Here is a 23,258-nt window from a genome sequence, read left to right as displayed (position 1 = left end):
GCCGCGACCACCCTGCTAAGCTTGCCGCGTATCGATCCGCAACGGCCCGCATGTATACCCAGTGTCCCGAATGCCTGTCCGTGTTTTCGCTCGACGCGCAGACGCTGGCGCAGGCGCACGGCCACGTCGTGTGCGGGCACTGCGAAGCCGGCTTCGACAGTCTCGCCACACTCGCCGAGCAGCTCCCGCCGGAGCCCTTTGTCGAGCTGCCGCTCAACCAGCCCGCGCTGCAGCCGCCACGGCTCGACCTGGTGGTCTATCGCCCGCGCCCCGGCCCGCCGGCAGTCGTCGCCGACGAGATGGTCGTGGCCGCCGCACCGCGGCCGCCCGTCGGGGATTTTTCGCAACTGGTCTTCGCCCCGCGTTTCGCCCGCGAGCCGCGCACGCACCAGCACGAACGGGCGGCCCGACGCAACCGGCGGCAGCCGCGCTCGTCCGGCGAGCGACACTGGCCGTGGATCACGGCATGCCTGTTGCTCACCCTGCTGCTGGCCGTCCAGCTGGCCTGGGCCGAGCGCGACGAACTGATCCGCCAGCCGCTCGTGAACCACTGGCTGCGCGGCAGCTGTGCCATGCTCGGCTGCGAACTGCCGCTGGTCGCCGCGCCGCAGCAGTTGCGCCTGCTGGCCAGCAACGTGCAGGCCCATCCCAGCGTCGCCGGTGCGCTGATGATCAGCGCCAGCGTGCGCAACGACGCCGGCTTCGCCCAGCCCTGGCCGGTGCTGGCGATCACCTTGTCGAATGCCCAGGGCCAGCGCATCGCGATGCGCCGGTTGCAGCCGGCGGAGTACCTGGACGACGCCGCGGTCCTGCGCCACGGCCTGGCGCCCGGCGGCAGCGCCGTGCTGCTGCTGGAGGTGGAAGATCCGGGCGACAACGCGGTGGCGTTCGAGATCGGTTTCGAATAATGGCGCCTGCGGTACTTAAAATTGTCGGCTCGCGCGGGTAGACTCGACCCCTCGCGCCGACATGTCCGACGGCATGCGATAGACGCCGCGACGCGCAAGACCAGCCATAACCATGAGCAGCGACCGATGCAGTCGCCGCTTCGCACGTGAGGGAAAATGTCCGTGAATGCCGTAAGACTGCCTGCTGCCGAGGCCGCGAAACAGGCCTCGTTGCAGGGCACGGGTTCGCCTGGCGCCAGCCTTCAGGGGCAGAGTGCGCTGAGCGAATGCGTCACCCGCATGGTGCGCCGCTACCTTGCCGACATCGGCGACACCGAATGCGCCGAAGGACTGCACGCGCTGGTGCTGCACGAAGTCGAAGTGCCGCTGCTGCGCGAGGTGCTGGCGTTCCACGACGGCAACCAGAGCCGCGCCGCCGGCGCGCTCGGCATCAACCGCGCCACCTTGCGCAAGAAGCTGGCTGCGCACGGCCTGTTGTAACCCGCCCGAAGCCGCCCATCATCCGGACGGCTATAATGAGCGGCTTTCCCCTCCTGGTAACCCGCTCATGTCCGCCCCCCAGCTCGTCCCGGTTCGTCGCGCCCTGCTCAGTGTCTCCGACAAGACCGGGCTGATCGAGCTGGGCCGACGCCTCGCCGCGAAGGGCATCGAGCTGCTTTCCACCGGCGGCAGCGCGAAGGCGTTGCGCGAAGCCGGCATCGCGGTCACCGAGGTCAGCGACCTCACCGGTTTTCCCGAGATCATGGACGGCCGCGTGAAGACGCTGCACCCGAAGGTGCATGGCGGCCTGCTCGGCCGCCGCGGCACCGACGACCAGGTGATGGCCGGACTCGGCATCGTGCCGATCGACCTGCTGGTGCTGAACCTGTACCCGTTCGAGGCGACCGTGGCCAAGCCCGATTGCACGCTGGAGCAGGCGATCGAGAACATCGACATCGGTGGCCCGGCGATGCTGCGCTCGGCGGCGAAGAACTGGAACGACGTGGGCGTGCTGACCTCGCCGGATCAGTACGAGAACGCCCTGGCCGAGATCGAAAGCCAGGGCGGCCTCACCCGCGCCACCCGCTTCAAGCTGGCGGTGGCCGCATTCAACAACGTGTCCAGCTACGACGGTGCGATCAGCGACTACCTGTCCGGGTTGGAACTCAACGATGCGCAGGACGCCATCGCCGGCCATGCCGCGTTCCCCGGCCAGGTCAACGGCCGCTTCGTGAAGCTGCTGGACCTGCGCTACGGCGAGAACCCGCACCAGCAGGCCGCGTTCTATCGCGACCTGTATCCGGCGCCGGGCACGCTGGCCACCTTCCGTCAGCTGCAGGGCAAGGAGCTGTCGTTCAACAACATCGCCGATGCCGATGCGGCATGGGAGTGCGTGCGCAGCTTCGTCAAGCCGGCCTGCGTGATCGTCAAGCACGCCAACCCCTGCGGCGTGGCGGTGAGCATGGACGGCATCGGCAAGGCGTATGAGCTCGCCTTCCAGACCGATCCCACCTCCGCCTTCGGCGGCATCATCGCGTTCAACCGCGAGGTGGACGGTGCCACCGCGAAAGCGATCGTCGAGCGCCAGTTCGTCGAGGTGGTGCTGGCGCCGGCCTACGCGGACGACGCGCTGAAGGCGTTCCACAAGAAGGGCAACGTGCGCGTGCTGGCGATCCCGCTGCCGGCCGACGGCGACCTGCGCACCGCCCACCCCGGCATGCACTCCAAGCGCGTGGGTTCGGGCCTGCTGCTGCAGAGCGCCGACACCGGCATGATCGCCGCGGCGGACCTGAAGGTCGTCACCCGCAAGGCGCCCACCGAGGCGCAGATCCACGACCTGATCTTCGCCTGGAAGGTGGCCAAATTCGTCAAGTCCAACGCGATCGTCTACGCGAAGGATCGCCAGACCATCGGCATCGGCGCCGGCCAGATGAGCCGCGTCTACAGCGCGAAGATCGCCGGCATCAAGGCCGCCGACGAGAAGCTCGACGTGCGCGGCTCGGTGATGGCCAGCGACGCGTTCTTCCCGTTCCGCGACGGCATCGACGCCGCCGCCGCGGCGGGCATCAGCGCGGTGATCCAGCCCGGCGGCTCGATGCGCGACGCCGAGGTGATCGCCGCCGCTGACGAGCACGGCATGGCGATGGTGTTCACCGGCATGCGCCACTTCCGCCACTGATATCGCGCGCCCCCAATGCAGGAGCCCGCCCGCGGGCGATGCCGTTGCTTTTGCGGATCCCGGCTTTCAGGGCATCGCCCACGAGCGGACTCCTACACGCCCCGTAGAAGTCGTGCGTGCCAGCATCGGATCCAGTCCGGGGAAACGGCCATGCGCTACGAGCTCTACTACTGGACCGGCATCCAGGGCCGCGGCGAGTTCGTGCGGCTGGCGCTGGAAGACGCCGGCGCCAGCTACGTCGATGTGGCCCGCGAGGAGGGCGACGACGCCATCGTGCGCTACCTCGACGGCGTGCACGAGGGTGCGCTGCCGTTCGCGCCGCCGTTCCTCAAGGCCGGCCGCCTGCTGATCGCGCAGACCGCAAACATCCTGCAGTATCTTGGCCCGCCGCTCGGCCTGGTGCCGGAAAGCGAGAGTCGGCGGCTGTACGCCCACCAGCTGCAGCTGACCATCGCCGACCTGGTCGCCGAGGTGCACGACTCGCATCACCCGATCGCCAGCAGCCTGTACTACGAGGACCAGCGCGTCGAGGCGCGCCGTCGCGCGGCTGACCTGCGCGAAACACGGCTGCCGAAATACCTGGACTATTTCGAGCAGGTGCTGGAACGCGGCGGCGGCGAGCATGCCCTGCATGGGCACTCCTACGTCGACCTTTCGCTGTTCCAGCTGATCAGCGGGCTGGAATATGCGTACCCGCGCGCCATGCAACGCCTCGCGCACAAGCTGCCGCTGCTGCAGGCGTTGAAACAGCGGGTGGCCGGGCGGCCACGCCTGGCGGCCTACCTGGCGTCGCCGCGACGGGTGCCGTTCAACGAAAACGGCATCTTCCGCCACTATCCGGAACTGGACGACCCGGCGTAGACGGGGCCGGGGTCGCGCGGCGACGGCTCAGTGGCCGCCGTCGGCCGGAGGCGTCCCGCTCGAACCCTCCGCCGGCGGCCGGCTCTTGCCCCACTCCAGCACCTTGTACATCACCGGCCCTACCGGCTTCATGCCGTGCTCGTCGACCAGCCGGCCCTGCGGATCGACCATGTAGGTCTGCGCGATGCCGCTCTTGGGGGTGATCACCACCATGTAGACGCGGCCGTTGCGGCGGTATTCCTGGATGCTGTTGTCGCCTTCCTGGCGGATCCGTACTTCCGGCGGCGCCTGGTCCCGGCCAGCCTGCACGCTGCCTTCGTCGTGCATCGCCGGCAGCGTCTGCGGCTTCAGGTTCAGCGACTGGGCGGACGGCGACGTCGCCGCACGGGTCGCGCGATGTCCGGCCGCCGGCTTGGCGGGTGGTCGCGCCGGCGACTCCACGGTCCGCACGCCCGGGTCGTCGATCCCGGGCGGCGGCGGCACGCTCGCCGATGGGGCGGACTGCGCCAGTGCGCTCGACGTGAACAGGACGCTGGCGGCAACCAGCAAGGCAGCGGTTTTCATGGCGGCAACCTCGTTCGGGGAACGCAGCATAACAGCGCCCTCGCCGGCCGTTCGTGAAGCGCGGCGTTTCGCCGTGCATGCGAGAATGCCGCATGCCCAAACTCATCCTGATCGACGGCTCCTCCTACCTGTACCGCGCGTTCCACGCGCTGCCGCCGCTTTCCAACGCCCGCGGCGAGGCCACCGGTGCGCTGTTCGGCGTGGTCAACATGCTGCGCGCCACGCTGAAGGCGAAGCCGGACTACCTGGCCTTCGTCAGCGATGCCCCGGGCCCCACCTTCCGCGACGCGCTGTACGCCCAGTACAAGGCGAACCGCCCGCCGATGCCGGACGACCTGCGCTCCCAGGTCGAGCCGATGCTGGCGATCGTGGCCGCGCTGGGTTTCCCGATCCTGCGCGTGGGGGGGGTCGAAGCCGACGACGTGATCGGCACGCTGGCCCTGCAGGCACAGGCGCAGGGCATCGAAGTGGAGGTTTCCACCAGCGACAAGGACATGGCCCAGCTGGTCGGTTCGCACGTCACCCTGGTCAACACCATGAGCAACACGGTGCTGGACAGCGCCGGCGTGATGGAAAAATTCGGCGTGATGCCGGCGCAGATCATCGACTTCCTCGCGCTCACCGGCGACGCCATCGACAACATCCCCGGCGTGCCCAAGTGCGGCCCGAAGACCGCCGCCAGGTGGCTGGGCGAATACGGCTCGCTGGACGGCGTAATCGCACATGCCGACCGCATCGGCGGCAAGATCGGCGAAAGCCTGCGCGCCACGCTGCCGCAGCTGCCGCTGTCGCGCCAGCTGGCGACGATCAAGACCGACGTGCCGCTGGAGTTCGGCCCCACCGACCTGGCCCGGCGCGAGGCCGACGTCGAACAGCTGCGCGAGCTGTACACCCGCTACGAGTTCAAGGCGGCACTGAAGGAGCTGGATTCCGCGGCGGAACCAGCAGGAGCGCACCCTGTGCACGACGCTCTTCGCGCCGAACAGCATCAGAGCCATCGCGTACAGGGTGCGCTCCTGCAGACGGAATTTTCCGGCCCCGGCGAATACGAGCTGGTCACCACGCAGGCACGGTTCGACGCCTGGCTGGAAGAATTGCGCGGCGCCGAGCTGATCGCGTTCGACACCGAGACCACCAGCCTCGATGCGATGCGCGCGGACATCGTGGGCCTGAGCTTCGCGGTGGAGCCGGGCCGGGCCTGCTACCTCCCGCTCGGCCACGACTATCCCGGCGTGCCGCCGCAGCTCGACCGCGACGACGTGCTGCGCGCGCTCAAACCGATCTTCGAGGACGCCACGCGGCCTAAGCTGGGTCAGCACGCGAAGTACGACATCAACATCCTGTCGCACTACGGCATCGCGGTGCAGGGGCTGAAGCACGACTCGATGCTGGAATCCTACGTGTGGAACGCCACCGCCACGCGCCACGACATGGACTCGCTGGCGAAGAAGTACCTCGGCTACGACACGGTGAAGTACGAGGACGTCGCCGGCAAGGGCGCCCGGCAGATCTCGTTCTCGCAGGTGGACCTGGACACCGCCTGCCGCTATGCCGCCGAGGACGCCGACGTCACCCTGCGCCTGCACCACGCGCTGTGGCCGAAGCTGGAGAGCGTGCCCGCGCTGCGCCGCGTGTACGAGGAGATCGAGATCCCGCTGGTGCCGGTGCTGGCCGAGATGGAACGCCGCGGCGTGCTGATCGACGGCGACGAGCTGCGCCGGCAGAGCCAGCAGCTGGGCAGGCGCATGCTGGAACTGCAGCAGCAGTCGTATGCGCTGGCCGGGCGCGAGTTCAACCTCGATTCGCCCAAGCAGCTGCAGGCGGTGCTGTTCGACGAACTGCACCTCGAAGCGAAACTGAAGACGCCGACCGGCCAGCCGTCCACCAACGAGGAAGCGCTGGAAGCGATCGCCGACACCCACGAACTGCCGCGGCTGATCCTCGACTACCGCGGCCTGGCCAAGCTGCGCAGCACGTACACCGACAAGCTCTCCGCCATCGTCAACCCGCGCACCGGCCGCGTGCACACCAGCTACCACCAGGGTTCGGTGGCCACCGGGCGGATTTCTTCGTCCGATCCGAACCTGCAGAACATCCCGGTGCGCACCGAGGAAGGTCGGCGCATCCGCCAGGCCTTCATCGCGCCGCCGGGATGGTGGGTGATGGCGGCGGATTACTCACAGATCGAGCTGCGCATCATGGCCCACCTGTCCGGCGACGAGGGCCTGCTCAAGGCCTTCCGCGAGGGCGGCGACGTGCACCGCGCCACCGCCGCCGAGGTGTTCGGCCTGAAACCGGAAGAGGTCAGCGCCAACCAGCGCCGCGCCGCCAAGGCGATCAACTTCGGCCTGATGTACGGCATGAGCGCATTCGGCCTGGCGCGCCAGCTCGGCGTGGACCGCGCCGAGGCCGGCGACTACATGGCGCGCTACTTCGCCCGTTACCCCGGCGTGCACGCGTTCATGGAAGCGACCCGTGAACGCGCCCACCACGACGGCTACGTGGAGACCATCTTCGGCCGCCGGCTGTACCTGGAGAACCTCAACGCGCGCAACCAGGCACTGCGCCAGGGCGCCGAACGCGCCGCGGTGAACGCGCCGATGCAGGGCAGCGCCGCCGACATCATCAAGCGCGCGATGATCGCCGTGGCGGCGTGGCTGAAAGACCGCGACGATGCCCACATGCTGATGCAGGTGCACGACGAACTGGTGTTCGAGGTGCGCGCCGACGCGGTCGACACGGTGCGCACGGCGGTGGTCGCGCGAATGTCCGGCGCGGCGGAACTGGCGGTGCCGCTGCTGGTCGACGTGGGCGTGGGTGCGAACTGGGACGAGGCGCATTGAGATCGTCGGCCGACGGTCGCCTTCATACGCAACAACGACTTGGCCGTTAAGGTTTCATGAGCATGAACCGCTCATGAATTTCTTCGGAAACCCTGCAACTTTCTCGGCAAATCACGCACTAACTCCACGGATGCACGCAACGGCATCCGCGGCGAGTCCACCTCCCTGGGCCGCCACAGGCGCGAACCTCTCCCCTGGGTCTTCGCGCCTGCCCCGCCCCGGAGGCTCCCCCTAGCCTCCGGGGCTTTTTTTGCCCGCGATCCGTGCGGCTTGTACATCCCATGCACGGCGGCACCGGGCATACTCGCCCCACATCCACCAAGGGGAACACCATGCGCGCAGGCCTGATCATTGTTGGCATCATCCTCGTCGCCGCCGGCATCTGGGTGGTGGCGGGCCATGCCTCCTACCAGGATACCGACACCCTGCTGCAGGTCGGCTCGGCCAGGATCACCGCCACCCACGAGAAGGGCGTACCGCAATGGATCGGCATCGCCGGCATCGTGGTCGGCGCGCTGCTGGCGGTCGGCGGCTTCCTGCAGAAGCGCTGAGCCGCACCGCTGCCACCCCGAAAACCGCCGCCGCCGCGGCGGTTTTTGTTGGCGCCCACTACAATGGGCGCGATGGATGTCTCGTACCTGATCGACCCGCTCAACGCCGCCCAACGCGAAGCCGTCTGCGCCCCGCCCGGCCATTACCTGGTACTGGCCGGCGCCGGCTCCGGCAAGACCCGCGTGCTCACCCACCGCATCGGCTGGCTGACCCAGGCCGAGCGGGTACCGCCGTGGGCGATCCTCGCCGTCACCTTCACCAACAAGGCCGCCGGCGAGATGCGTGCGCGGCTGGAGGCGCTGATTCCCGGCGGTACCCAAGGCCTCACCGTCGGCACCTTCCACGGCATCGCGCACCGGCTGCTGCGGCGACACTGGCGCGAGGCCGGCTTGCCGGAGGCGTTCCAGATCCTCGACGCCGACGACCAGCTGCGACTGGTCAAGCGCGTGATCGCCGGACTGGGCCTGGACGACGCGAAGTATCCGCCGCGCCAGGCCTGCTGGCAGATCAACCAGTGGAAGGACGAGGGCAAGCGGCCGGACGGCATCGAGCACCGCGACCATCCGGTCACGCACACTTTCGTGCGCATCTACCAGGCCTACGAGGACGCCTGCCGCCGCGCCGGCCTGGTCGACTTCGGCGAGCTGCTGCTGCGCGCGCACGAGCTGTGGCTGAAGCATCCGGCCGTGCTGGAGCACTACCAGCAGCGCTGGCGGCACCTGCTGATCGACGAATTCCAGGACACCAACACGCTGCAGTACGCGTGGATCCGCGTGCTCGCCGGCGCCACCGGGAAAGTCTTCGCGGTCGGCGACGACGACCAGTCGATCTACGGCTGGCGCGGCGCCAAGGTCGAGAACATGGCGCAGTTCCTGCGCGACTTCCCCGGCGCGCACACGATCAAGCTGGAACAGAACTACCGCTCCACCTCGACCATCCTGAAGGCCGCCAACAGCGTGATCCAGCGCAACGGCAGCCGCCTCGGCAAGCAGTTGTGGACGGCCGGCGACGACGGCGAGCGCATCGCGCTGTACGCCGCCTACAACGAGCAGGACGAGGCGCGCTTCGTGGTGGAGCGCATCCGCGAGTACATCGACGAGCAGGGCTCGGCGAAGGACTGCGCGATCCTATACCGCTCGAATGCGCAGTCGCGCAATTTCGAGGAACAGCTGGCCCAGCGCAACATCAAGTATCGCGTCTACGGCGGCCAGCGCTTCTTCGAGCGCGCCGAAGTCAAGGACGCGCTGGCCTACCTGCGGCTCACCGCCAATCGCCACGACGACACCGCGTTCGAGCGCGCGGTGAACACGCCGCCGCGCGGCATCGGCGAGCGCACGCTGGACGTGCTGCGCCGCCGCGCCCGCGGCGAGAACACCTCGCTGTGGGAAGCGGCACTCGGCGAACTGGCCGGCGGCAGCGAGCTGGCCGGCCGCGCGAAGAACGCGGTGAAGGCGTTCCTCGGCATGATCGACGCCATGGCCCATGCTTTCCAGCCGTCCACGCCCAATGGCGAAAAGGACGCGCTCACCCTGGCCGAACAGATCGACCACGCGATCACCCACACCGGCCTGCGCGATTTCTATGAGAAAGATTCGCGCGGCAACGCCGAGTCGCGGGTGGAGAACCTGGACGAGCTGATCAACGTGGCCAGCCGCTTCGAGCGCACCGCCGAGGACATCGACGCGGGGCTCGGCGAACTCTCCGCGTTCCTGTCGCATGCCACCCTGGAAGCGGGCGAGAACCAGGGCGAGGCGTGGGACGATTGCGTGCAGCTGATGACGCTGCACTCGGCCAAGGGGCTGGAATTTCCGGTGGTGTTCCTGGTCGGCATGGAGGAAGGCCTGTTCCCCAGCCAGCGCTCGGTCGACGACGAAGGCCGGCTGGAAGAGGAACGCCGGCTCGCCTACGTCGGCATCACCCGCGCCCGCGAGAAACTCATCGTCACCCACGCCGAATCGCGCCGCATGCACGGCACCGAGATGCTGGCGCGGCCATCGCGCTTCCTCGGCGAAATGCCCGCCGAGCTGATCGACGAGGTGCGCCCGCGCGTCCACGTCACCCGCCCGCTGTACACCGGCCGGCCGCACGAGGTCGCGCCGTCGCTGGAGGAAGCGCTGCCGGTGAAACTCGGCCAGCGCGTCAGCCACCCCAGCTTCGGCGAAGGCGTGGTGATCAGCGCCGAAGGCAGCGGCGCGCACACGCGGCTGCAGGTGAACTTCGAAGGCGCCGGCAGCAAGTGGCTGGTGGCCGCCTACGCGAACCTCACGCCGCTGTAGCCGTCAGCCGCGCTTCGCCGCGAGCTGCTGCACCCGCGTGACCGCATCCGCCACGGCTTGCGGCCGGTCCAGCTCGATGTCGTGCGAGGTATCGGCCACCTTGCGCAGTTCGCCGCGGGTCGAACTCGCCACGATGCGCTGCTGGGTCGCATCGCGCGCTGCCTCCAGCGACTTGCGCATGCCCGCCGGCGCGTCGGCATAGGTGCCCGCGGCCTGCAGCACCACCAGCGGGATGTCGCCGTGCGATTCGCTCGCCGGCACCGGCGGCGCGAACACCGACACGTTCTGCGCCAGCTCCGAACGCAGGGTGTGCCAGAACGCCGGCTGCAGCTTGTGCGCGTGATTGGCCGCCGCCACGGCGGGGCTTTCCCATGGCGCCGGCGCGCCGATGCACGGCGCCAGCGCCGGTACCGGTTTGGCCAGGGCGCCCCGCTCGGCGCCCTGCTCGCAGCTGGCGATGAACGCATCGCGCTGCCGGTTCAGCGTCGCATCATCCTTCAGCCACTGCGCCGGCATGAAACGGCCCAGGTCCTGCGCGGGCGGATCGACCAGCACCATGCCGGCGACCTCGCCGGCATACTCGCTGGCGTAGCGGCGCACGATGTTGCTGCCCAGCGAATGCCCCACCAGCACCAGCGGCGCCTGCAGGCCTACCGCGCGGATCAGCGCGTGCAGGTCGGCCACGTCGGCGTCGAGACCGCGCGGCAGCGGGCCAGCGTCGCTGAAACCGTAGCCCGCGCGGTCGTAGGAACACACGCGCGCGTGCGCCGCCAGCAGCGGCTGTACGCGGAACCAGCTCTGCGAGTCGGCATGCGAGCCGGACTCCAGCAATACCGTCACCGGCCCGCTGCCGCTGCAGCGCAGGTCGAGATGGCGTTTCTGGCCGATGGCGACACGCTGGCCCGGCCTGGCGTAGTTGTCTGGCGTGGTCGGCGGCGCGGACGACTCGGCCATGGCGGAAGTAGCGATCAACAGGCCGGCCAGGAAGACCGTGCCCAGGCGTCCGATCCGTACGTGTTCCATGCGCTGCTCCGGTGGAGGTCGGGCATGGGACCGGCATGGCGGATGGAAGTTCGCGGTCCTTACGGCGGCAGTGCTTCCTGCGACCCGCGACGGTTCGAGCTCCCGACAGCCGAGCAAGGGTCGGCATCCCTCATGGGAATCACGCGAAACCAAGCATCTCGCTTACTCACGCATCCGCGGCACCCCATGCTCGTCGCGCTCCTCCAACGCGATGGCAGTGGTGTCGATCACGCCACTGGCCTGGCCTGACGGTGGGCGCACGGTTTCACCGCGCATCATGGCAAACGCGTTGCGATAGCAGCGCTGCGACTGTTCGGCATCGCCTTGCCCGGCCGAGGCGTCGCCGAGTGTTTCCCACGCACCGGCACTCGGCGCCAGGGCGAGCGAGCGCTGCAGGTACTGCCGCGCCTTGCCCCACAGCTTCAACCGCACGCACATGCGGCCGAGCGTGAGCAGCAGGTTCGCGTCGTTCGGGTGCGCGTCGAGCCAGCCTTCGGCACGGCGCAGGCGCGCCTCGACGTCGTCGCCGGCCAGGGTGCCGTAGGTTTCGATCAAGAGCGGCGACCATTCGCGGCGCAGCGCGGATTCCACTTCGTCCATCGCCGGCAGGGTCAGGCCGAACGCGGCGGCGCGACGGGCGTAGGCGTCGATCACCGCGGGCACGCGGCGCTGCGTCTTCGGCAGTTGCGACCACAAGGTGTTGAGGCCGGCGCCATCCGCAGCGGCGTTGAGGGTGGCAACCAGCACCTGCACTTCCAGCGCGGCATAGGCGCGGTTGCCCAGCGCGCCGCTCTTCTGCAGGGGCGCCAGGCCCTCGCGCGCGCGCCGGACATCGCCGCTCGCCAGCGCCGCCTGCACCAACTCGCGCCAGCCGCCCGGGGTCAGCGTGCCCTTGTCCGATTCAGGCGCGAGCAGCGCCAGCGCCTCGGCCGGCCGACCCTCGCGGCGCAGCACGCGGGCGCGCAGCACGCGGGCCGCCTGCGGTGCGGATTGCGCGGCCTGGTTCAAGGCTTCCAGCGCGCGGCCATGCTCGCCGCGGCGCGCGGCGGCCTCGGCCGCGGCCAGCAGGGCCGGGCCGCGCAGGCTGTCCAGCCGCGCGGCGCGGTTGAGGTCGCGCTCGGCGTCGCCATGGCGGCCTTCCATCAGGGCGATCAGGCCGGCGCCCAGACGCCGCTGGCTCAGCCGCCGGTGCCGCCGCGAGAACGCGCCAAACGGCCAACGTGCCAGCCGCCACAACACGGTGAGCAGCGCCCATGCCAGCAGCAGGATAACGAGCGCCGCCACCACCGTGGTTTCCACCCGCCAGCCGCGCAGGCGCAGCAGCACGTAGCCCGGATCCTCGGCCACCCAGTGCCAGCCGAACGCGGCCAGCGCGGCGGCGACGACCAGCAGGCCGATGGCGTACCACAGCCTCATGGCCGGGCTCCGCCGCTCGGCGCGGAGCCGCCCGGGGCGGGACTGAGCGCGTGCACCGCGCGCAGGTTGCGCAGTTCGCCCAGCGCGGCGCCCAGTTGCACCGGCGCGTTCGCCGGCAACTGGCTGGCGAGCTGCCGCAAGGCCTCACGTGCCTGCTGCACCGCTGGCGCGTGGCCGTCGAACTGGCTGGCCAGCGCGGCATCGACGCGCTGCAACGCGGCCGCATAGCCCTTGGCGTCATAAGCCAGCAACGCGGCCTGCGCCTGCGCCAGATCGAGCGCGGCCAGTTCGCGCGCGAAGCGCGCATCGGCGACCGCCAGCGGCGCGCCGTCGTCGCGCTGCACGCTGACCACGCCGGCGAGCGCGCGGCGGATGCGCGACCAGGCGTCGGTGGCCTCGGTCGCGCCGCTGTCGAGCGGCTTCAGCGGCAGCGTGGCGAGTGCCCCGCGCAGCGCCACCAGCTGCTGCAGCGCACCGGCCTGGCTGGCCGGCTGGCTCTTCACCAGCGCCTCGCGCTCGGCGTTGACGCTCTGGCGCAGGCCGCTGAACGCGCCGTCGTTGACCGCGGCCAGGGTCTGGTCGGCCAGCGTATACGCCGCGGCGGCACCCTGCGCGTCATGGAACAGCGTGTAGCGTTCGCCGGCCATGCGCAGCAGCGATTCGGCCTCGTCCAGCAGCATGCCGTCGCGGCCGCTCAGGCTCTTCTCGGCGAGCTTGGCCAACGCGTCCTCGAGATGACGCGTGCGCTCGGCCTGGCCGAGCAGCTCCTCGCGCAGCGAACGGTTGACCTGGGCCGCGTCGTCCAGCCGCTGGTTCAGGCTGCCGCGCTGGTCATCCAGCGCGGTCAGCGTGGTTTCCAGCGTGGCCACGCGCTGCTGCAGGCTGGCGACGTTCCGCTGCTCGGCGGCGCCGCCCTGCGCCTGCTGCCACTGGCGCCAGCCGACGTAGCCGGCGGCTGCCACCGCGAGCAGCGCCAGCAGCACCGCCAGCGCCACGCTGCCGCCGCCGCGACGCGGCGCGGGTCGCGCCGGAGCCGCACGGGAGGCGCGCATGGGTGGATCGACCGGCAGCGCGCCGGTGGCGGCGGGATCGGGACGGGCGCCCTCGGGCGCGGCGGACGCGTTCGGCTGGTCGACGTTGCTCATGCGCGCATGCTAGCAGCCCGTACCGGCGCGTTCGTAGCACGCCGGCGTGAACGGCTCAGCCCGCGCGGGCCGCCGCATCGAGCAGGTCGGCGGAAAGCGCCGACGCAGCCGGCACGATGCGGGCGAAGCCGGCCGCGCGCGCCGCCGTCGCCAGCCGCTCGCTGCTGGCCACCGCGATCGCCGCGCACAGCCGCGTCCACGCCGCCGCCGGCAGCGACTGCTGCAGGTGGTGCAGCGCCTCGGCGCTGGACAGCAGCACCCGCGCCGAACTCGGCAACCGCAGCAACGCCTCGACATGACGCCGGTCCAGCCGCGGCGGCAGCCGCCGGTAGACATGCACTTCCTGCAATTGCGCACCGCGTGCGGCGAGCTGTTCGCGCAGCACGCCGCGGCCGCCGGGCGCGCCGATCAGCGCCACCCGGCGACCGTGCAGTTCGCGCAATCCGGGATGGTCGAGCAGGCCCTCGCTGTCCTGCCGCTGCGGCGCCAGCGGCGTGGCGATGCCGTGCCGGCGCAAGGCCCGCGCGGTGCCCTGGCCCACCGCCAGCACCGCGGCCTTGGTCCGCAGCGGCAACAGGGCGGCGGCGTGGCGCACCGCGGCCGGGCTGGTGAAGACGATCAGCTCCGCCGCCAGCGCCACGCGCAGGTCACGGCGCGCGGCCACGGTATCCGCCACGCTGCGCAGGCTCAGGCCTGGCAGCAGCAGCGGCGCGCCGCCGAGCGCGCGCACCCGGCGCGCCAGCGCCGACGCGGTGCCGGCCGGGCGGGTGATCACCACGATGCGGCCGCGCAGGTTCGGCTGGTCTCGGGAGGGTTGTCGCTGCATCTGCGCACCGCGTCCGGCCACTGTCATGGCCCCAGTGTAGCGGCGGCCCTACACTGTCTGGCTTTCCTTCCCCAGCAACCGCCGACCGCGTGAGTACCACCAACGACGCCACGCTGCACGCGCAGCAGCTGATCCGCTTCATCCGCGACGAAATCCCGCTGGCCCGGGCGATGGACCTGCAGCTGGCCGATTGCAGCGACGACCGCCTGAGTCTGCGCGCGCCCTTGGCGCCGAACGTCAACGACAAGGGCTGCGCGTTCGGCGGCAGCCTGGTCAGCCTGATGACGCTGAGCGGCTGGGCGCTGGTGGAGCTGGCGCTGCGCCGGCGCAGCCTCGACTGCGACGTATTCGTCGCCGAGTCGAGCGTGCGCTACCTGGTTCCGCTGTGGCAGGACTTCCGCAGCGAGGCACGACTGGCCGCCGAGGCCGACTGGGCCACGTTCTTCAGCACACTCGAGGCTCGCGGCAAGGCGCGCATCGGCGTCGATTGCGTGGTCCCCGACCAGCACGGCGCGCCGGCCTGCACCCTGAGCGCGCGCTTCGTCGCCAAGCGCCGCGGCTGAAGTGGCGCGCACCCGCTTGAGGCAGAATGGGCAGGTATCCATCGGGGAGGAGTCATCCATGCGCCGCATCCTGAGCATTCTCGTCGTGCTGTCCGTGCTGCTGCTGACCGGCTGCGCCACCAAGGCCCGCAGCGACGCGTTGACCACCACGCTGAAGGCCTACGGCAGCACGCTGCGCTGGGGCGATTTCCAGAGCGCGGCGCAGTTCATCGATCCGGCGGTGCGCGCCGCCCACCCGTTGACCCCGCTGCAGCTGGCGCGCTACCGGCAGGTGCGGGTGAGCGAGTACGACGACGGCGCCGGCCCGGTGCCGAGCGGCGACTTCGACGTGCAGCAGACCGTGCTGATCAACCTGGTCAATGTCCACACCCAGTCCGAGCGCAGCGTGGTCGATCACCAGAGCTGGCACTACGACGAGAAGACCAAGCGCTGGTGGCTGACCAGCGGCCTGCCGGACATCACCCAGGACTGAGCCGCGCACACCGCGACATATCCGTATAATCGCCGGTTTACCCGAACTGGTGCGGCCAAGGCACCTGTGGACTGACGATGAACGATTTCCTGCACAAGCTGCCCGAATTTGTCGGCAACCATGCCGCCTTGTCGGCCCTGTTCGTGATCCTGCTGCTGGCGCTGATCGTGATCCAGGTGAGCACGCTGTTCAGCAAGATCAAGGAGCTCAGCCCGGCCGGGCTGACCCTGCTGATCAACCGCGAGAACCCGCTGCTGATCGACCTGTCGGCGATCGCCGAGTTCGAGAAGATGCACGTGCCCGGCGCCCGCCACGTGGCGATGAGCCAGTTCGACCCCGAACACAAGGACCTGGCCAAGGCGAAGGAACTGCCGGTGGTGGTGATGGACAAGGACGGCCGCGGCCATTCGCTGAAGGCGTCGCAGCGCCTGGTCAAGGCCGGCTTCGGCAAAGTCTACACGCTGGGTGGCGGCGTGCTGGCCTGGCACGCGGCGCAATTGCCGGTGGCCAAGGGCAACAAGTAGGAACGCACCCGCTCTTCGCCGTATCGATGCATCAGTCATCGTGGATGCCGGCGCGCCCGGCGATGATCGCCGCCAGCACGTCCGGCGCGTACTCGAACGAGTCGTAGTACAGCCGCTCCTCCGGCAGCCCGGCGGCGAGGAACCCAGGATGCGCGGCGTCGATCATCGCCGGCGGGCCGCTCATGTAGAGGTCGTGGCCGGCGAGGTCGGGCTGGTCCGCCAGCACCGCCTCGTGCACCAGCCCCGTGCGCAGGCCTTCGGCCAGTGCGGGGTGGGAGACCACCGCGTGGAACGCCAGGTTCGGCACCTCGCGCGCCCATTGCTCGGCCAGTGCGCGCAGGTACAGGTCGGCCGCGCTGCGCGCGCCCCAGTACAGCCGCATCGGCCGGCGTGTGCCCAGCGCGATGAAGTGCTCGACGATCGCCTTGACCGGGGCGAAGCCGGTGCCGCCGGCCATGAAGATCATCGGCCGCTCGGAATCCTCGCGCGGCACGAAGGTGCCCAGCGGCCCCTCCACGCGCAGGCGGTCGCCGACCTCGAGCACGTCGCTGACCCACGAGGTGAAGCCGCCACCGGCGACGTGGCGCACGTGCAGTTCGATCGAACCGTCCCGCTGCGGACCGTTGGCGATCGAGAACGGCCGGCGCCGGCCGTCCTCCAGCAGCACGTCCAGGTACTGCCCCGGCAGCCGCCGCAGCCGGCGTTCGCCGCGATCCGGCAGCAGGCGCAGGCCGATCACGTCCGCCGCCAGCCGCCACTTGGCGGCCACCACCACGCCGAGCTGGCGCCGCGCGATGTCCTCCACCGAGGCCACCTCGCGCGCCTCCAGCAGCAGGTCGCCGCACGGCACCGCCTGGCACGGCAGCACCGCGTGATGCGCCAGCGCGCCGGCATCCAGCGCCAGCGGCGGATTGCGCGGATACTCGCAGCGCCCTTCCAGCAGGGTCGCCTTGCAGCTGCCGCAGACGCCGGCGCGACAGGAATACGGCAATGCCACGCCCGCGCGCTGCGCCGCTTCCAGCACGGTCTCGCCGATGGCCACGGGGAACTGGCGGCCGGAGGATTTCAGGGTAACGATGGGCACCGGGTGCATTGTCGCGGCGAACGCGGCAGACAACAATGCGGACCCGCTTTACGGGAATCAACGATGAGCCTCTGGAAACAACCCACCGACCTGGCCCGCCTCAACGGCTGGAGCACCAACACCCTGATGGAGGCGCTGGGCATCCGCATCACCGCGGTCGGCGACGACTGGCTGCAAGGCAGCATGCCGGTGGACGCGCGCACCCACCAGCCCTACGGCCTGCTGCACGGCGGCGCCTCGGTGGCACTGGCCGAGACCCTGGGCAGCACCGCAGCGATGCTCACGCTGGACCCGGCGAAGGAACTGGCGGTGGGCCTGGACATCAACGCCAACCATGTGCGCGGCGTGCGCGAGGGCAGCGTCACCGGCACCGCGAAGGCGCTGCATCTCGGCCGCACCACCCAGGTGTGGGAGATCCGCATCGAGAGCGAGCAGGGCGCGCTGGTGTGCATCGCACGCCTGACCATGGCGGTGATCCCGGCGCGCGGCATGGGCGTGCGTTGAACGCCGCGCCGTACGCCAGCCTCAGCCCCGACCTGGTGCTCGACGCGGTGAGCGCCTGCGGCCTGTGGCCGGACGGCCGGCTGCTGGCGCTGAACAGCTACGAGAACCGGGTGTGGCAGGTGGGTCTGGAACGTGATGGATTGGAGCCGGCCACCCCGGTGATCGCGAAGTTCTACCGGCCCGGCCGCTGGAGCGACGCGGCGATCGTCGAGGAGCACGCGTTCACCCAGGAACTGGCCGACGCCGAGCTGCCGGTGGTGGCGCCGCTCGCCTTCGATGGCCGCACCCTGCTGCACCACGGCGGCTTCCGCTACGCGTTGACGCCGCGTCGCGGCGGCCGCGCGCCGGAGCTGGAAGCGATTGATCAACTGCAGTGGCTGGGCCGGCTGATCGCGCGCCTGCACCTGATCGGCGCGCGTGCGCCGTTCGTCCATCGCGGCAGGCTCGACCGCGACACGATGGTGCAGCAGCCGATGCTTGCGGTGCTCGCCTCGTCGCTGTTGCCGACCGCGCTGCAGACGAACTACCGCGCCGCCGCGACGCGGCTGGACGAAGCGATTGCTGCCCGGCTGGAAGCGCTCGGCCCGCTGCGCCAGCTGCGCCTGCACGGCGACTGCCATCCGGGCAACGTGCTGTGGACCGACGCCGGCCCGCACTTCGTCGATTTCGATGATGCGCGCAGCGGCCCCGCCGTGCAGGATCTGTGGATGCTCGCCAACGACGAGCGCGCGCTGGACGCCGTGCTCGAGGGCTACCGGCAGTTCCGCGACTTCGACCACGCCGAGCTGGCGCTGATTCCCGCACTGCGCGCGATGCGCCAGCTGCACTACGCCGGCTGGATCGCCGCGCGCTGGCACGACCCGGCCTTCCCCGCCGCGTTCCCGTTCGCCGCCGAACCGCGCTGGTGGGAACAGCACGTCGCCGACCTGCATGAGCTGGCCGACGCGCTGGAATGAAGACCCGCCGCGGCAGGCGGCCGCAAGAACTTTCTTCCGCGCACGCAAGCAGGCATGCTTGGCCGGATACCCTCGACCGAGCATTCCATGAAGCGATCCAAGACCGCCGCCCTGCTGCTGATGAGCACGGCCCCGTTGTTGCTGACCGCCTGCGACCGCAGCGAAAGCGCGTCGCGCGAAGGCCTGTACACCTCGGTCGAGGCCTGCGTGGCGCAGACCAACGACAGCAACACCTGCCAGCAGGCATTCGCCAAGGCGCAACAGGACGCGGTGGCCACCGCGCCGCGCTTCGCCAACCGCGAGGAATGCGAAGCCAGCTACGGCAAGGAAAAGTGCGCCGAACGCAATGACGGCGCCAGCCATTCGTTCTTCGGCCCGCTGATGACCGGCTTCTTCCTGTCGCAGATGATGCGCAACGGCGTGGCCGCGAACGGCTTCAACAGCGCACCGGCGTTCCGCGACAGCAACGGCGGCTGGCAGCGCCCGGCCACCGGCACCGGCGGCGTCTACCGCGGCGGCGCCGGTACCGCGATGGTGCCGGTCAACGCCACACCGAACCGCGCGGTCACGGTCAGCCGTTCCGGCTTCGGCACGTCCGGCAGCAGCCGCAGTTTCGGCGGCTGATGCGCCGCGTCGCCACGGCCGCGCGCCCCGACTGGCGCGCCAAGGCCGCCGAGTGCGGCTTCGGCTTCCACACCATCGACGATGCGCCGTACTGGGACGAGTCGGCGTACTACGCGTTCACCCTGCGCGAGATCGAGCAGGACCTCGAGGCGCCCAGCGAAGAGCTGCACGCGATGGCGCTGGAGATGGTCGATCGCATCGTCGGCAGCGAACGGCACATGCAGCAGTTGGCGATCCCGGAGCCGTACCGCGACTGGATCGCGCAGAGCTGGCGCGAGCGCCAGCCGCACCTGTACGGTCGCATGGACTTCGCCTACGACGGCAGCGGCCCGGCCAAGCTCTACGAATTGAACTACGACACGCCGACCTCGCTGTTCGAGGCCGCGTTCTTCCAGTGGCAGTGGCTGGAGGACCAGCTCGCACGCGGCCAGCTGCCGGCCGGCAGCGACCAGTTCAACTCGATCCAGGAGTCGCTGGTGGAGGCGTTCGGCACGATCGCGCGGCGCATCGCGCGGCCGTTCCACTTCGCCGCCGTGCGCGACTCGGCCGAGGATCAGGGCACCGTGGCCTACCTGCGCGACTGCGCGCTGCAGGCCGGCATCGACGGTGCCCTGCTGGCGATCGAGGACATCGGCCTCTCCGAGGACGGTCGCTTCACCGACCTCGACGACCAGGTGATCGGCTGCCTGTTCAAGCTGTACCCGCTGGAAGACCTGTTCCGCGAATCGTTCGGCAGTTACCTGCCGCGTGCCGGGTTGCAGCTGATCGAGCCGCCGTGGAAGGCGCTGCTGAGCAACAAGGGCATCCTGCCGCTGTTGTGGGAAGCGCACCCAGGCCACCCGAACCTGCTGCCGGCCGAGTTCAACACCGGCGGTGAGTTGCCGCGCGGCTGGGTGCGCAAGCCGTTGCACTCGCGCGAGGGCGCCAACATCGCGATGCACCTGGACGACGACCGCGAGCTCGCCACCGACGGCCCCTACCACGGCCCGTGCATCCGCCAGGCCTGCCATCCGCTGCCCGATTTCGACGGCCACCATCCGCTGATCGGCAGCTGGGTGGTCGGCGACCGCGCATGCGGCATCGGCATCCGCGAGGACCGCTCGCTGATCACCCAGGACAGCGCCCGCTTCGTGCCGCATGCGATCATTGAGGAAGCGCGCGGCGTGCTGATCGCCTGAGCCGCACGCCTGCGCGGAAAACCGCGACTCCGCGCAAACCGCTCCGGCACGGCTCGGCTAAGCTTGCGTCTTTTCCCGCACAAGGCCTCGCATGCGCACCATCCTGTTCCGCCTGATCGGCGTCCTCGAAATCGCCGGCGGCTTCTACGGCGTGGCGACGATGCTGCACCGGCTGCTGCCGTTCGGCGCGCACGACAGCCTGCTCGCGCTGCTCGGCCTGGCGCTGTACGGCTTCGTGCTGGCCGCGGGGATCCAGCTGGTCGCCGGCAGCGAACACGGCGTGCGCATGTCGCGCTGGGCACAGCTGCTGCAGCTGCCGTTGATCGCGCTGCCGGTGTTCAGCTACGGCCTGCACTGTGGCGCCTTCGTCAACGTGTTCGCCACGCTGCAGGCCGCGCCGCGGCTGGGCCTGGACTGGCACTTCGGCAGCCAGGGTTTCGTGCTCGCGGTCGCCGGCCCGTCCGTGTCGCGCCTGGGCATCAACCTGCTCGCGCTGCTCTCCTGGCTGGTCCTGCGCCTGCGCTGACGCTATCTGCTCCCTCCCCTGCGACTGAAGGAAGTCCCTTTGGGGCAACGCAGGAGAGGGTCGGGGCGGAGGGCTCCTGATCTTCTCCGCCAGCCCGAGCCGCCCTTCCCGCCCCCTGCCTCGCGGGGGAGGCGCAGGGCAGCAGCTATCATGCACGGATGAATACACCTGCCGCGCTGCCCATCGTCCGCCTGAAATCCGATCGCAGCCCCGGTCATCCGTGGGTGTGGTCGGCACAAGTGCACAAGCCGGAGGCGAAGTTGCCGCCGGGCAGCCTGGTCGAGGTGCACGACGCGAGGGGCCGCTTCGTCGGTCGCGCATTCTGGAACGGCCACGCGCGCATCGCGTTGCGGCTGCTGGATACGCATCCGGATGCCGACATCGACGCCGGCTGGATCGCCGCGCGGATCGCCCGCGCGGTGCAGCTGCGTCGCGACTGGCTGCAGCTCGACGCCGTCAGCGACGCCTGGCGCGTGGTGCACAGCGAGGGCGACGATCTCTCCGGCCTGATCGTGGACCGCTACGCCGACGTCCTCGTCATCGAATACTTCGCCGCCGGCATGTGGCGTTTCCGCGAGGCGATCCACGCCGCCCTGCTCACCCACTTCCCCGGCGCGCAGCTGTACTGGTTCGCCGAATCGCACGTGCAGAAGCAGGAGTCGTTCGACTGCCGCAGCCCCGAGGTGCCCGCACCGTTCGAGGTGCATGAGCACGGGCTGCGCTTCCACGCCGCGCCCGGACTGGGCCACAAGACCGGCTTCTTCGCCGACCAGCGCGACAACCGCAGGCGCTTCGCGGAACTCGCCAAGGGCCGCCGCGTGCTCGACCTGTGCTGCAACGCCGGCGGCTTTGCCGTGCACGCGATGGCGGCCGGTGCGCGCGAGGCGGTCGGCGTGGATCTGGATGCGGGCATCCTGGAAGTCGCCCGTGCCAACGCCGCCGCCAACGGCGTCGAGGTCAGCTTCGAGCAGTCCGACATCTTCGACTGGGTGCGCGCGGCGGTGGCCCGCGGCGAGCGCTACGACGCGGTGATCCTCGACCCGGCCAAGCTCACCCGCGACCGCAGCAAGGTGATGGACGCGCTGAAGAAATACTTCGCGATGAACCGCATGGCGCTGGACATCATCCCGCCCGGCGGCCTGCTGCTGACCTGCTCGTGCACCGGCCTGGTCGGCGAAGGCGAGTTCCTGGAGATGCTGCGCCGGGTGGCGCTCAACGCCGGCCGCGAAATCCAGGTGCTGGAAGTGCGCGGCGCCGGCGCCGACCACCCGTTCCGCACCGACGTGCCGGAAGGGCGCTACCTGAAGGCGGTGTTCTGCCGGGTGGAGTGAATCCGCACCGCGGCAGATATCCCAACAGTTTCATCGAGGGATCAGATACACGCCAGGCCATGTGGATCCGCACGCTTCTCATCACGGTTGCAGCATGCATACCTGTCTACTTCGGTGCGGGGGCAAGTTTGTTGCGGTTCGGACTTGAGCCATTGGTGCTGCAACACTTTGATTCCTCAGCGCAGCCGAATGCACCACAGTTCCTGCGCATCAGCGGTGACGACGGCAATGCCATGTTGGTCCGACGCTACGGAGCCGCAAGGGTGGGTTGCGTCGTTTTCTTTCCCGGCCAGCACGGCATCATTCCCGTATACGAGCAGAATCTTTTCCCTGCGTTTTCTGCCCAAGGTATCGGCGTTCTGGCCGTCGCCTACCCGGGGCAGAATGGCGCTCCCGGCAAACCTCATCTGCCCGAGATTATGGAACTCGCCACTCGGGTAATTGCTTATGCCAAAGCCACTTGCCCGCATCACCGAGTCGTGGTCTATGGCCGCTCCCTGGGTTCCATGGTCGCCGCTTATGCCGCCGGAAAATCTCATCCCACCGGGCTCATCCTCGAGAGCACTGCACCCTCGTTCTCGTCGGCGATACGCCTCAGGTTAAACGCACGGTGGTATCTGGCGCCCTTGGCTCGGTTGCCGGTATCAAAGCTCGTTGCGCATGACTACTCGCTCGCTGAGGCACTGTCGAGCACGCACGATATGCCGGCCGTCATATTCCAGGGGACAGCGGATAGCGAGACTCCGCTCTCGACTTTGCGAGCTGCGGGTGTGCTCGGCAACCTGCGACTTGTCGTGGTTCCAGGCGGGGTGCACTCAACCACAGACCTTCTGGCACGGGATCGGATCGTACAAACGACCTTAGCCATGTTTCAGACAGAACACACCTGACGCAATCAAGTGGATGCGCCTGCGGCACACCGCA

General features: G+C 69.7%; 23 protein-coding genes. 17 read left to right on the top strand and 6 right to left on the bottom strand.

Annotated features, from left to right (window positions below; genetic code table 11):
- The first annotated feature begins 50 nt into the window (after positions 1-50).
- The 4 genes from R2APBS1_RS01615 to R2APBS1_RS01600 all read left to right on the top strand — a co-directional run bounded on the left by R2APBS1_RS01615 (position 51) and on the right by R2APBS1_RS01600 (position 3,927).
- Positions 51-908, top strand: coding sequence for a zinc-ribbon and DUF3426 domain-containing protein (locus R2APBS1_RS01615; protein ID WP_015446609.1), 858 nt, complete (start codon positions 51-53; stop codon positions 906-908).
- Positions 909-1,064: 156 nt separating this feature from the next.
- Positions 1,065-1,388: a helix-turn-helix domain-containing protein gene (locus tag R2APBS1_RS20460; protein ID WP_015446608.1), complete on the top strand. Its 324-nt coding sequence runs from the start codon at positions 1,065-1,067 to the stop codon at positions 1,386-1,388.
- 67 nt (positions 1,389-1,455) lie between these two features.
- On the top strand, positions 1,456-3,066 hold the full coding sequence (gene purH / locus R2APBS1_RS01605) for a bifunctional phosphoribosylaminoimidazolecarboxamide formyltransferase/IMP cyclohydrolase (RefSeq protein WP_015446607.1): 1,611 nt from the start codon (positions 1,456-1,458) through the stop codon (positions 3,064-3,066).
- 150 nt (positions 3,067-3,216) lie between these two features.
- On the top strand, positions 3,217-3,927 hold the full coding sequence (locus tag R2APBS1_RS01600; protein WP_007514129.1) for a glutathione S-transferase: 711 nt from the start codon (positions 3,217-3,219) through the stop codon (positions 3,925-3,927).
- A 27-nt stretch (positions 3,928-3,954) separates the two neighbouring features.
- Here the strand turns inward: R2APBS1_RS01600 and R2APBS1_RS20410 are convergent, their stop codons facing one another.
- Complete coding sequence (locus tag R2APBS1_RS20410) at positions 3,955-4,491, bottom strand: DUF2782 domain-containing protein (protein WP_015446606.1); 537 nt, start codon at positions 4,489-4,491, stop codon at positions 3,955-3,957.
- A gap of 92 nt (positions 4,492-4,583) precedes the next feature.
- Here R2APBS1_RS20410 and polA point away from each other — a divergent pair, with 92 nt between their 5' ends.
- The 3 genes from polA to uvrD all read left to right on the top strand — a co-directional run bounded on the left by polA (position 4,584) and on the right by uvrD (position 10,162).
- On the top strand, positions 4,584-7,334 hold the full coding sequence (gene polA / locus R2APBS1_RS01590; protein WP_015446605.1) for a DNA polymerase I: 2,751 nt from the start codon (positions 4,584-4,586) through the stop codon (positions 7,332-7,334).
- Positions 7,335-7,666: 332 nt separating this feature from the next.
- Complete coding sequence (locus tag R2APBS1_RS01585) at positions 7,667-7,885, top strand: hypothetical protein (RefSeq protein ID WP_007514121.1); 219 nt, start codon at positions 7,667-7,669, stop codon at positions 7,883-7,885.
- Positions 7,886-7,957: 72 nt separating this feature from the next.
- On the top strand, positions 7,958-10,162 hold the full coding sequence (uvrD, locus tag R2APBS1_RS01580) for a DNA helicase II (protein ID WP_041676842.1): 2,205 nt from the start codon (positions 7,958-7,960) through the stop codon (positions 10,160-10,162).
- 3 nt (positions 10,163-10,165) lie between these two features.
- Here uvrD and R2APBS1_RS01575 read toward each other — a convergent pair whose 3' ends face one another.
- The 4 genes from R2APBS1_RS01575 to R2APBS1_RS01560 all read right to left on the bottom strand — a co-directional run bounded on the left by R2APBS1_RS01575 (position 10,166) and on the right by R2APBS1_RS01560 (position 14,572).
- Positions 10,166-11,185, bottom strand: a complete 1,020-nt coding sequence (locus R2APBS1_RS01575) for an alpha/beta fold hydrolase (RefSeq protein ID WP_015446603.1) — start codon at positions 11,183-11,185, stop codon at positions 10,166-10,168.
- Positions 11,186-11,347: 162 nt separating this feature from the next.
- Positions 11,348-12,601 (bottom strand): heme biosynthesis HemY N-terminal domain-containing protein, encoded by a 1,254-nt coding sequence (locus tag R2APBS1_RS01570; RefSeq protein WP_015446602.1) that lies wholly within the window; start codon positions 12,599-12,601, stop codon positions 11,348-11,350.
- Positions 12,598-13,746: a uroporphyrinogen-III C-methyltransferase gene (locus R2APBS1_RS01565; RefSeq protein WP_015446601.1), complete on the bottom strand. Its 1,149-nt coding sequence runs from the start codon at positions 13,744-13,746 to the stop codon at positions 12,598-12,600. The genes R2APBS1_RS01570 and R2APBS1_RS01565 overlap by 4 nt, the downstream gene beginning before the upstream one ends.
- Before the next feature lie 55 nt (positions 13,747-13,801).
- Positions 13,802-14,572 carry a uroporphyrinogen-III synthase gene (locus R2APBS1_RS01560; protein WP_015446600.1) on the bottom strand — a complete coding sequence of 257 codons (771 nt, stop codon included), beginning with the start codon at positions 14,570-14,572 and terminating at the stop codon, positions 13,802-13,804.
- Between the two features lie 89 nt (positions 14,573-14,661).
- Here R2APBS1_RS01560 and R2APBS1_RS01555 point away from each other — a divergent pair, with 89 nt between their 5' ends.
- The 3 genes from R2APBS1_RS01555 to R2APBS1_RS01545 all read left to right on the top strand — a co-directional run bounded on the left by R2APBS1_RS01555 (position 14,662) and on the right by R2APBS1_RS01545 (position 16,131).
- On the top strand, positions 14,662-15,135 hold the full coding sequence (locus R2APBS1_RS01555; protein WP_015446599.1) for a YiiD C-terminal domain-containing protein: 474 nt from the start codon (positions 14,662-14,664) through the stop codon (positions 15,133-15,135).
- 58 nt (positions 15,136-15,193) lie between these two features.
- Complete coding sequence (locus tag R2APBS1_RS01550; protein WP_015446598.1) at positions 15,194-15,607, top strand: hypothetical protein; 414 nt, start codon at positions 15,194-15,196, stop codon at positions 15,605-15,607.
- Positions 15,608-15,684: 77 nt separating this feature from the next.
- Positions 15,685-16,131 (top strand): rhodanese-like domain-containing protein, encoded by a 447-nt coding sequence (locus R2APBS1_RS01545; protein WP_015446597.1) that lies wholly within the window; start codon positions 15,685-15,687, stop codon positions 16,129-16,131.
- Between the two features lie 31 nt (positions 16,132-16,162).
- Here R2APBS1_RS01545 and R2APBS1_RS01540 read toward each other — a convergent pair whose 3' ends face one another.
- Entirely contained in the window at positions 16,163-17,224 is a 1,062-nt protein-coding gene (locus R2APBS1_RS01540; protein WP_015446596.1) for a 2Fe-2S iron-sulfur cluster-binding protein, read from the bottom strand.
- 54 nt (positions 17,225-17,278) lie between these two features.
- On the opposite strand from R2APBS1_RS01540, the gene R2APBS1_RS01535 reads away from it, so the two are divergent.
- From R2APBS1_RS01535 to R2APBS1_RS01505, 7 genes are all read left to right on the top strand, one after another.
- The gene (locus tag R2APBS1_RS01535) at positions 17,279-17,719 is read left to right on the top strand and encodes a hotdog fold thioesterase (RefSeq protein ID WP_015446595.1); all 441 of its coding nucleotides are present in this window, start codon (positions 17,279-17,281) and stop codon (positions 17,717-17,719) included.
- Entirely contained in the window at positions 17,716-18,675 is a 960-nt protein-coding gene (locus R2APBS1_RS01530; protein WP_015446594.1) for a serine/threonine protein kinase, read from the top strand. Before R2APBS1_RS01535 ends, R2APBS1_RS01530 begins: the two co-directional genes overlap by 4 nt.
- Before the next feature lie 87 nt (positions 18,676-18,762).
- Complete coding sequence (locus R2APBS1_RS01525) at positions 18,763-19,299, top strand: DUF1190 domain-containing protein (protein WP_015446593.1); 537 nt, start codon at positions 18,763-18,765, stop codon at positions 19,297-19,299.
- Positions 19,299-20,477 (top strand): glutathionylspermidine synthase family protein, encoded by a 1,179-nt coding sequence (locus tag R2APBS1_RS01520; RefSeq protein ID WP_015446592.1) that lies wholly within the window; start codon positions 19,299-19,301, stop codon positions 20,475-20,477. Before R2APBS1_RS01525 ends, R2APBS1_RS01520 begins: the two co-directional genes overlap by 1 nt.
- A gap of 91 nt (positions 20,478-20,568) precedes the next feature.
- The gene (locus tag R2APBS1_RS01515) at positions 20,569-21,003 is read left to right on the top strand and encodes a hypothetical protein (RefSeq protein ID WP_015446591.1); all 435 of its coding nucleotides are present in this window, start codon (positions 20,569-20,571) and stop codon (positions 21,001-21,003) included.
- Positions 21,004-21,161: 158 nt separating this feature from the next.
- Positions 21,162-22,334 (top strand): class I SAM-dependent rRNA methyltransferase, encoded by a 1,173-nt coding sequence (locus tag R2APBS1_RS01510; protein ID WP_015446590.1) that lies wholly within the window; start codon positions 21,162-21,164, stop codon positions 22,332-22,334.
- A gap of 59 nt (positions 22,335-22,393) precedes the next feature.
- Positions 22,394-23,224, top strand: a complete 831-nt coding sequence (locus R2APBS1_RS01505; RefSeq protein WP_041676650.1) for an alpha/beta hydrolase — start codon at positions 22,394-22,396, stop codon at positions 23,222-23,224.
- Positions 23,225-23,258: the final 34 nt, after the last annotated feature.

The organism is Rhodanobacter denitrificans, from assembly GCF_000230695.2.
GTDB lineage: Bacteria > Pseudomonadota > Gammaproteobacteria > Xanthomonadales > Rhodanobacteraceae > Rhodanobacter > Rhodanobacter denitrificans.
Note: the sequence above shows the minus strand (reverse complement) of the source record. Positions and strands in the feature narration are given on the sequence as shown.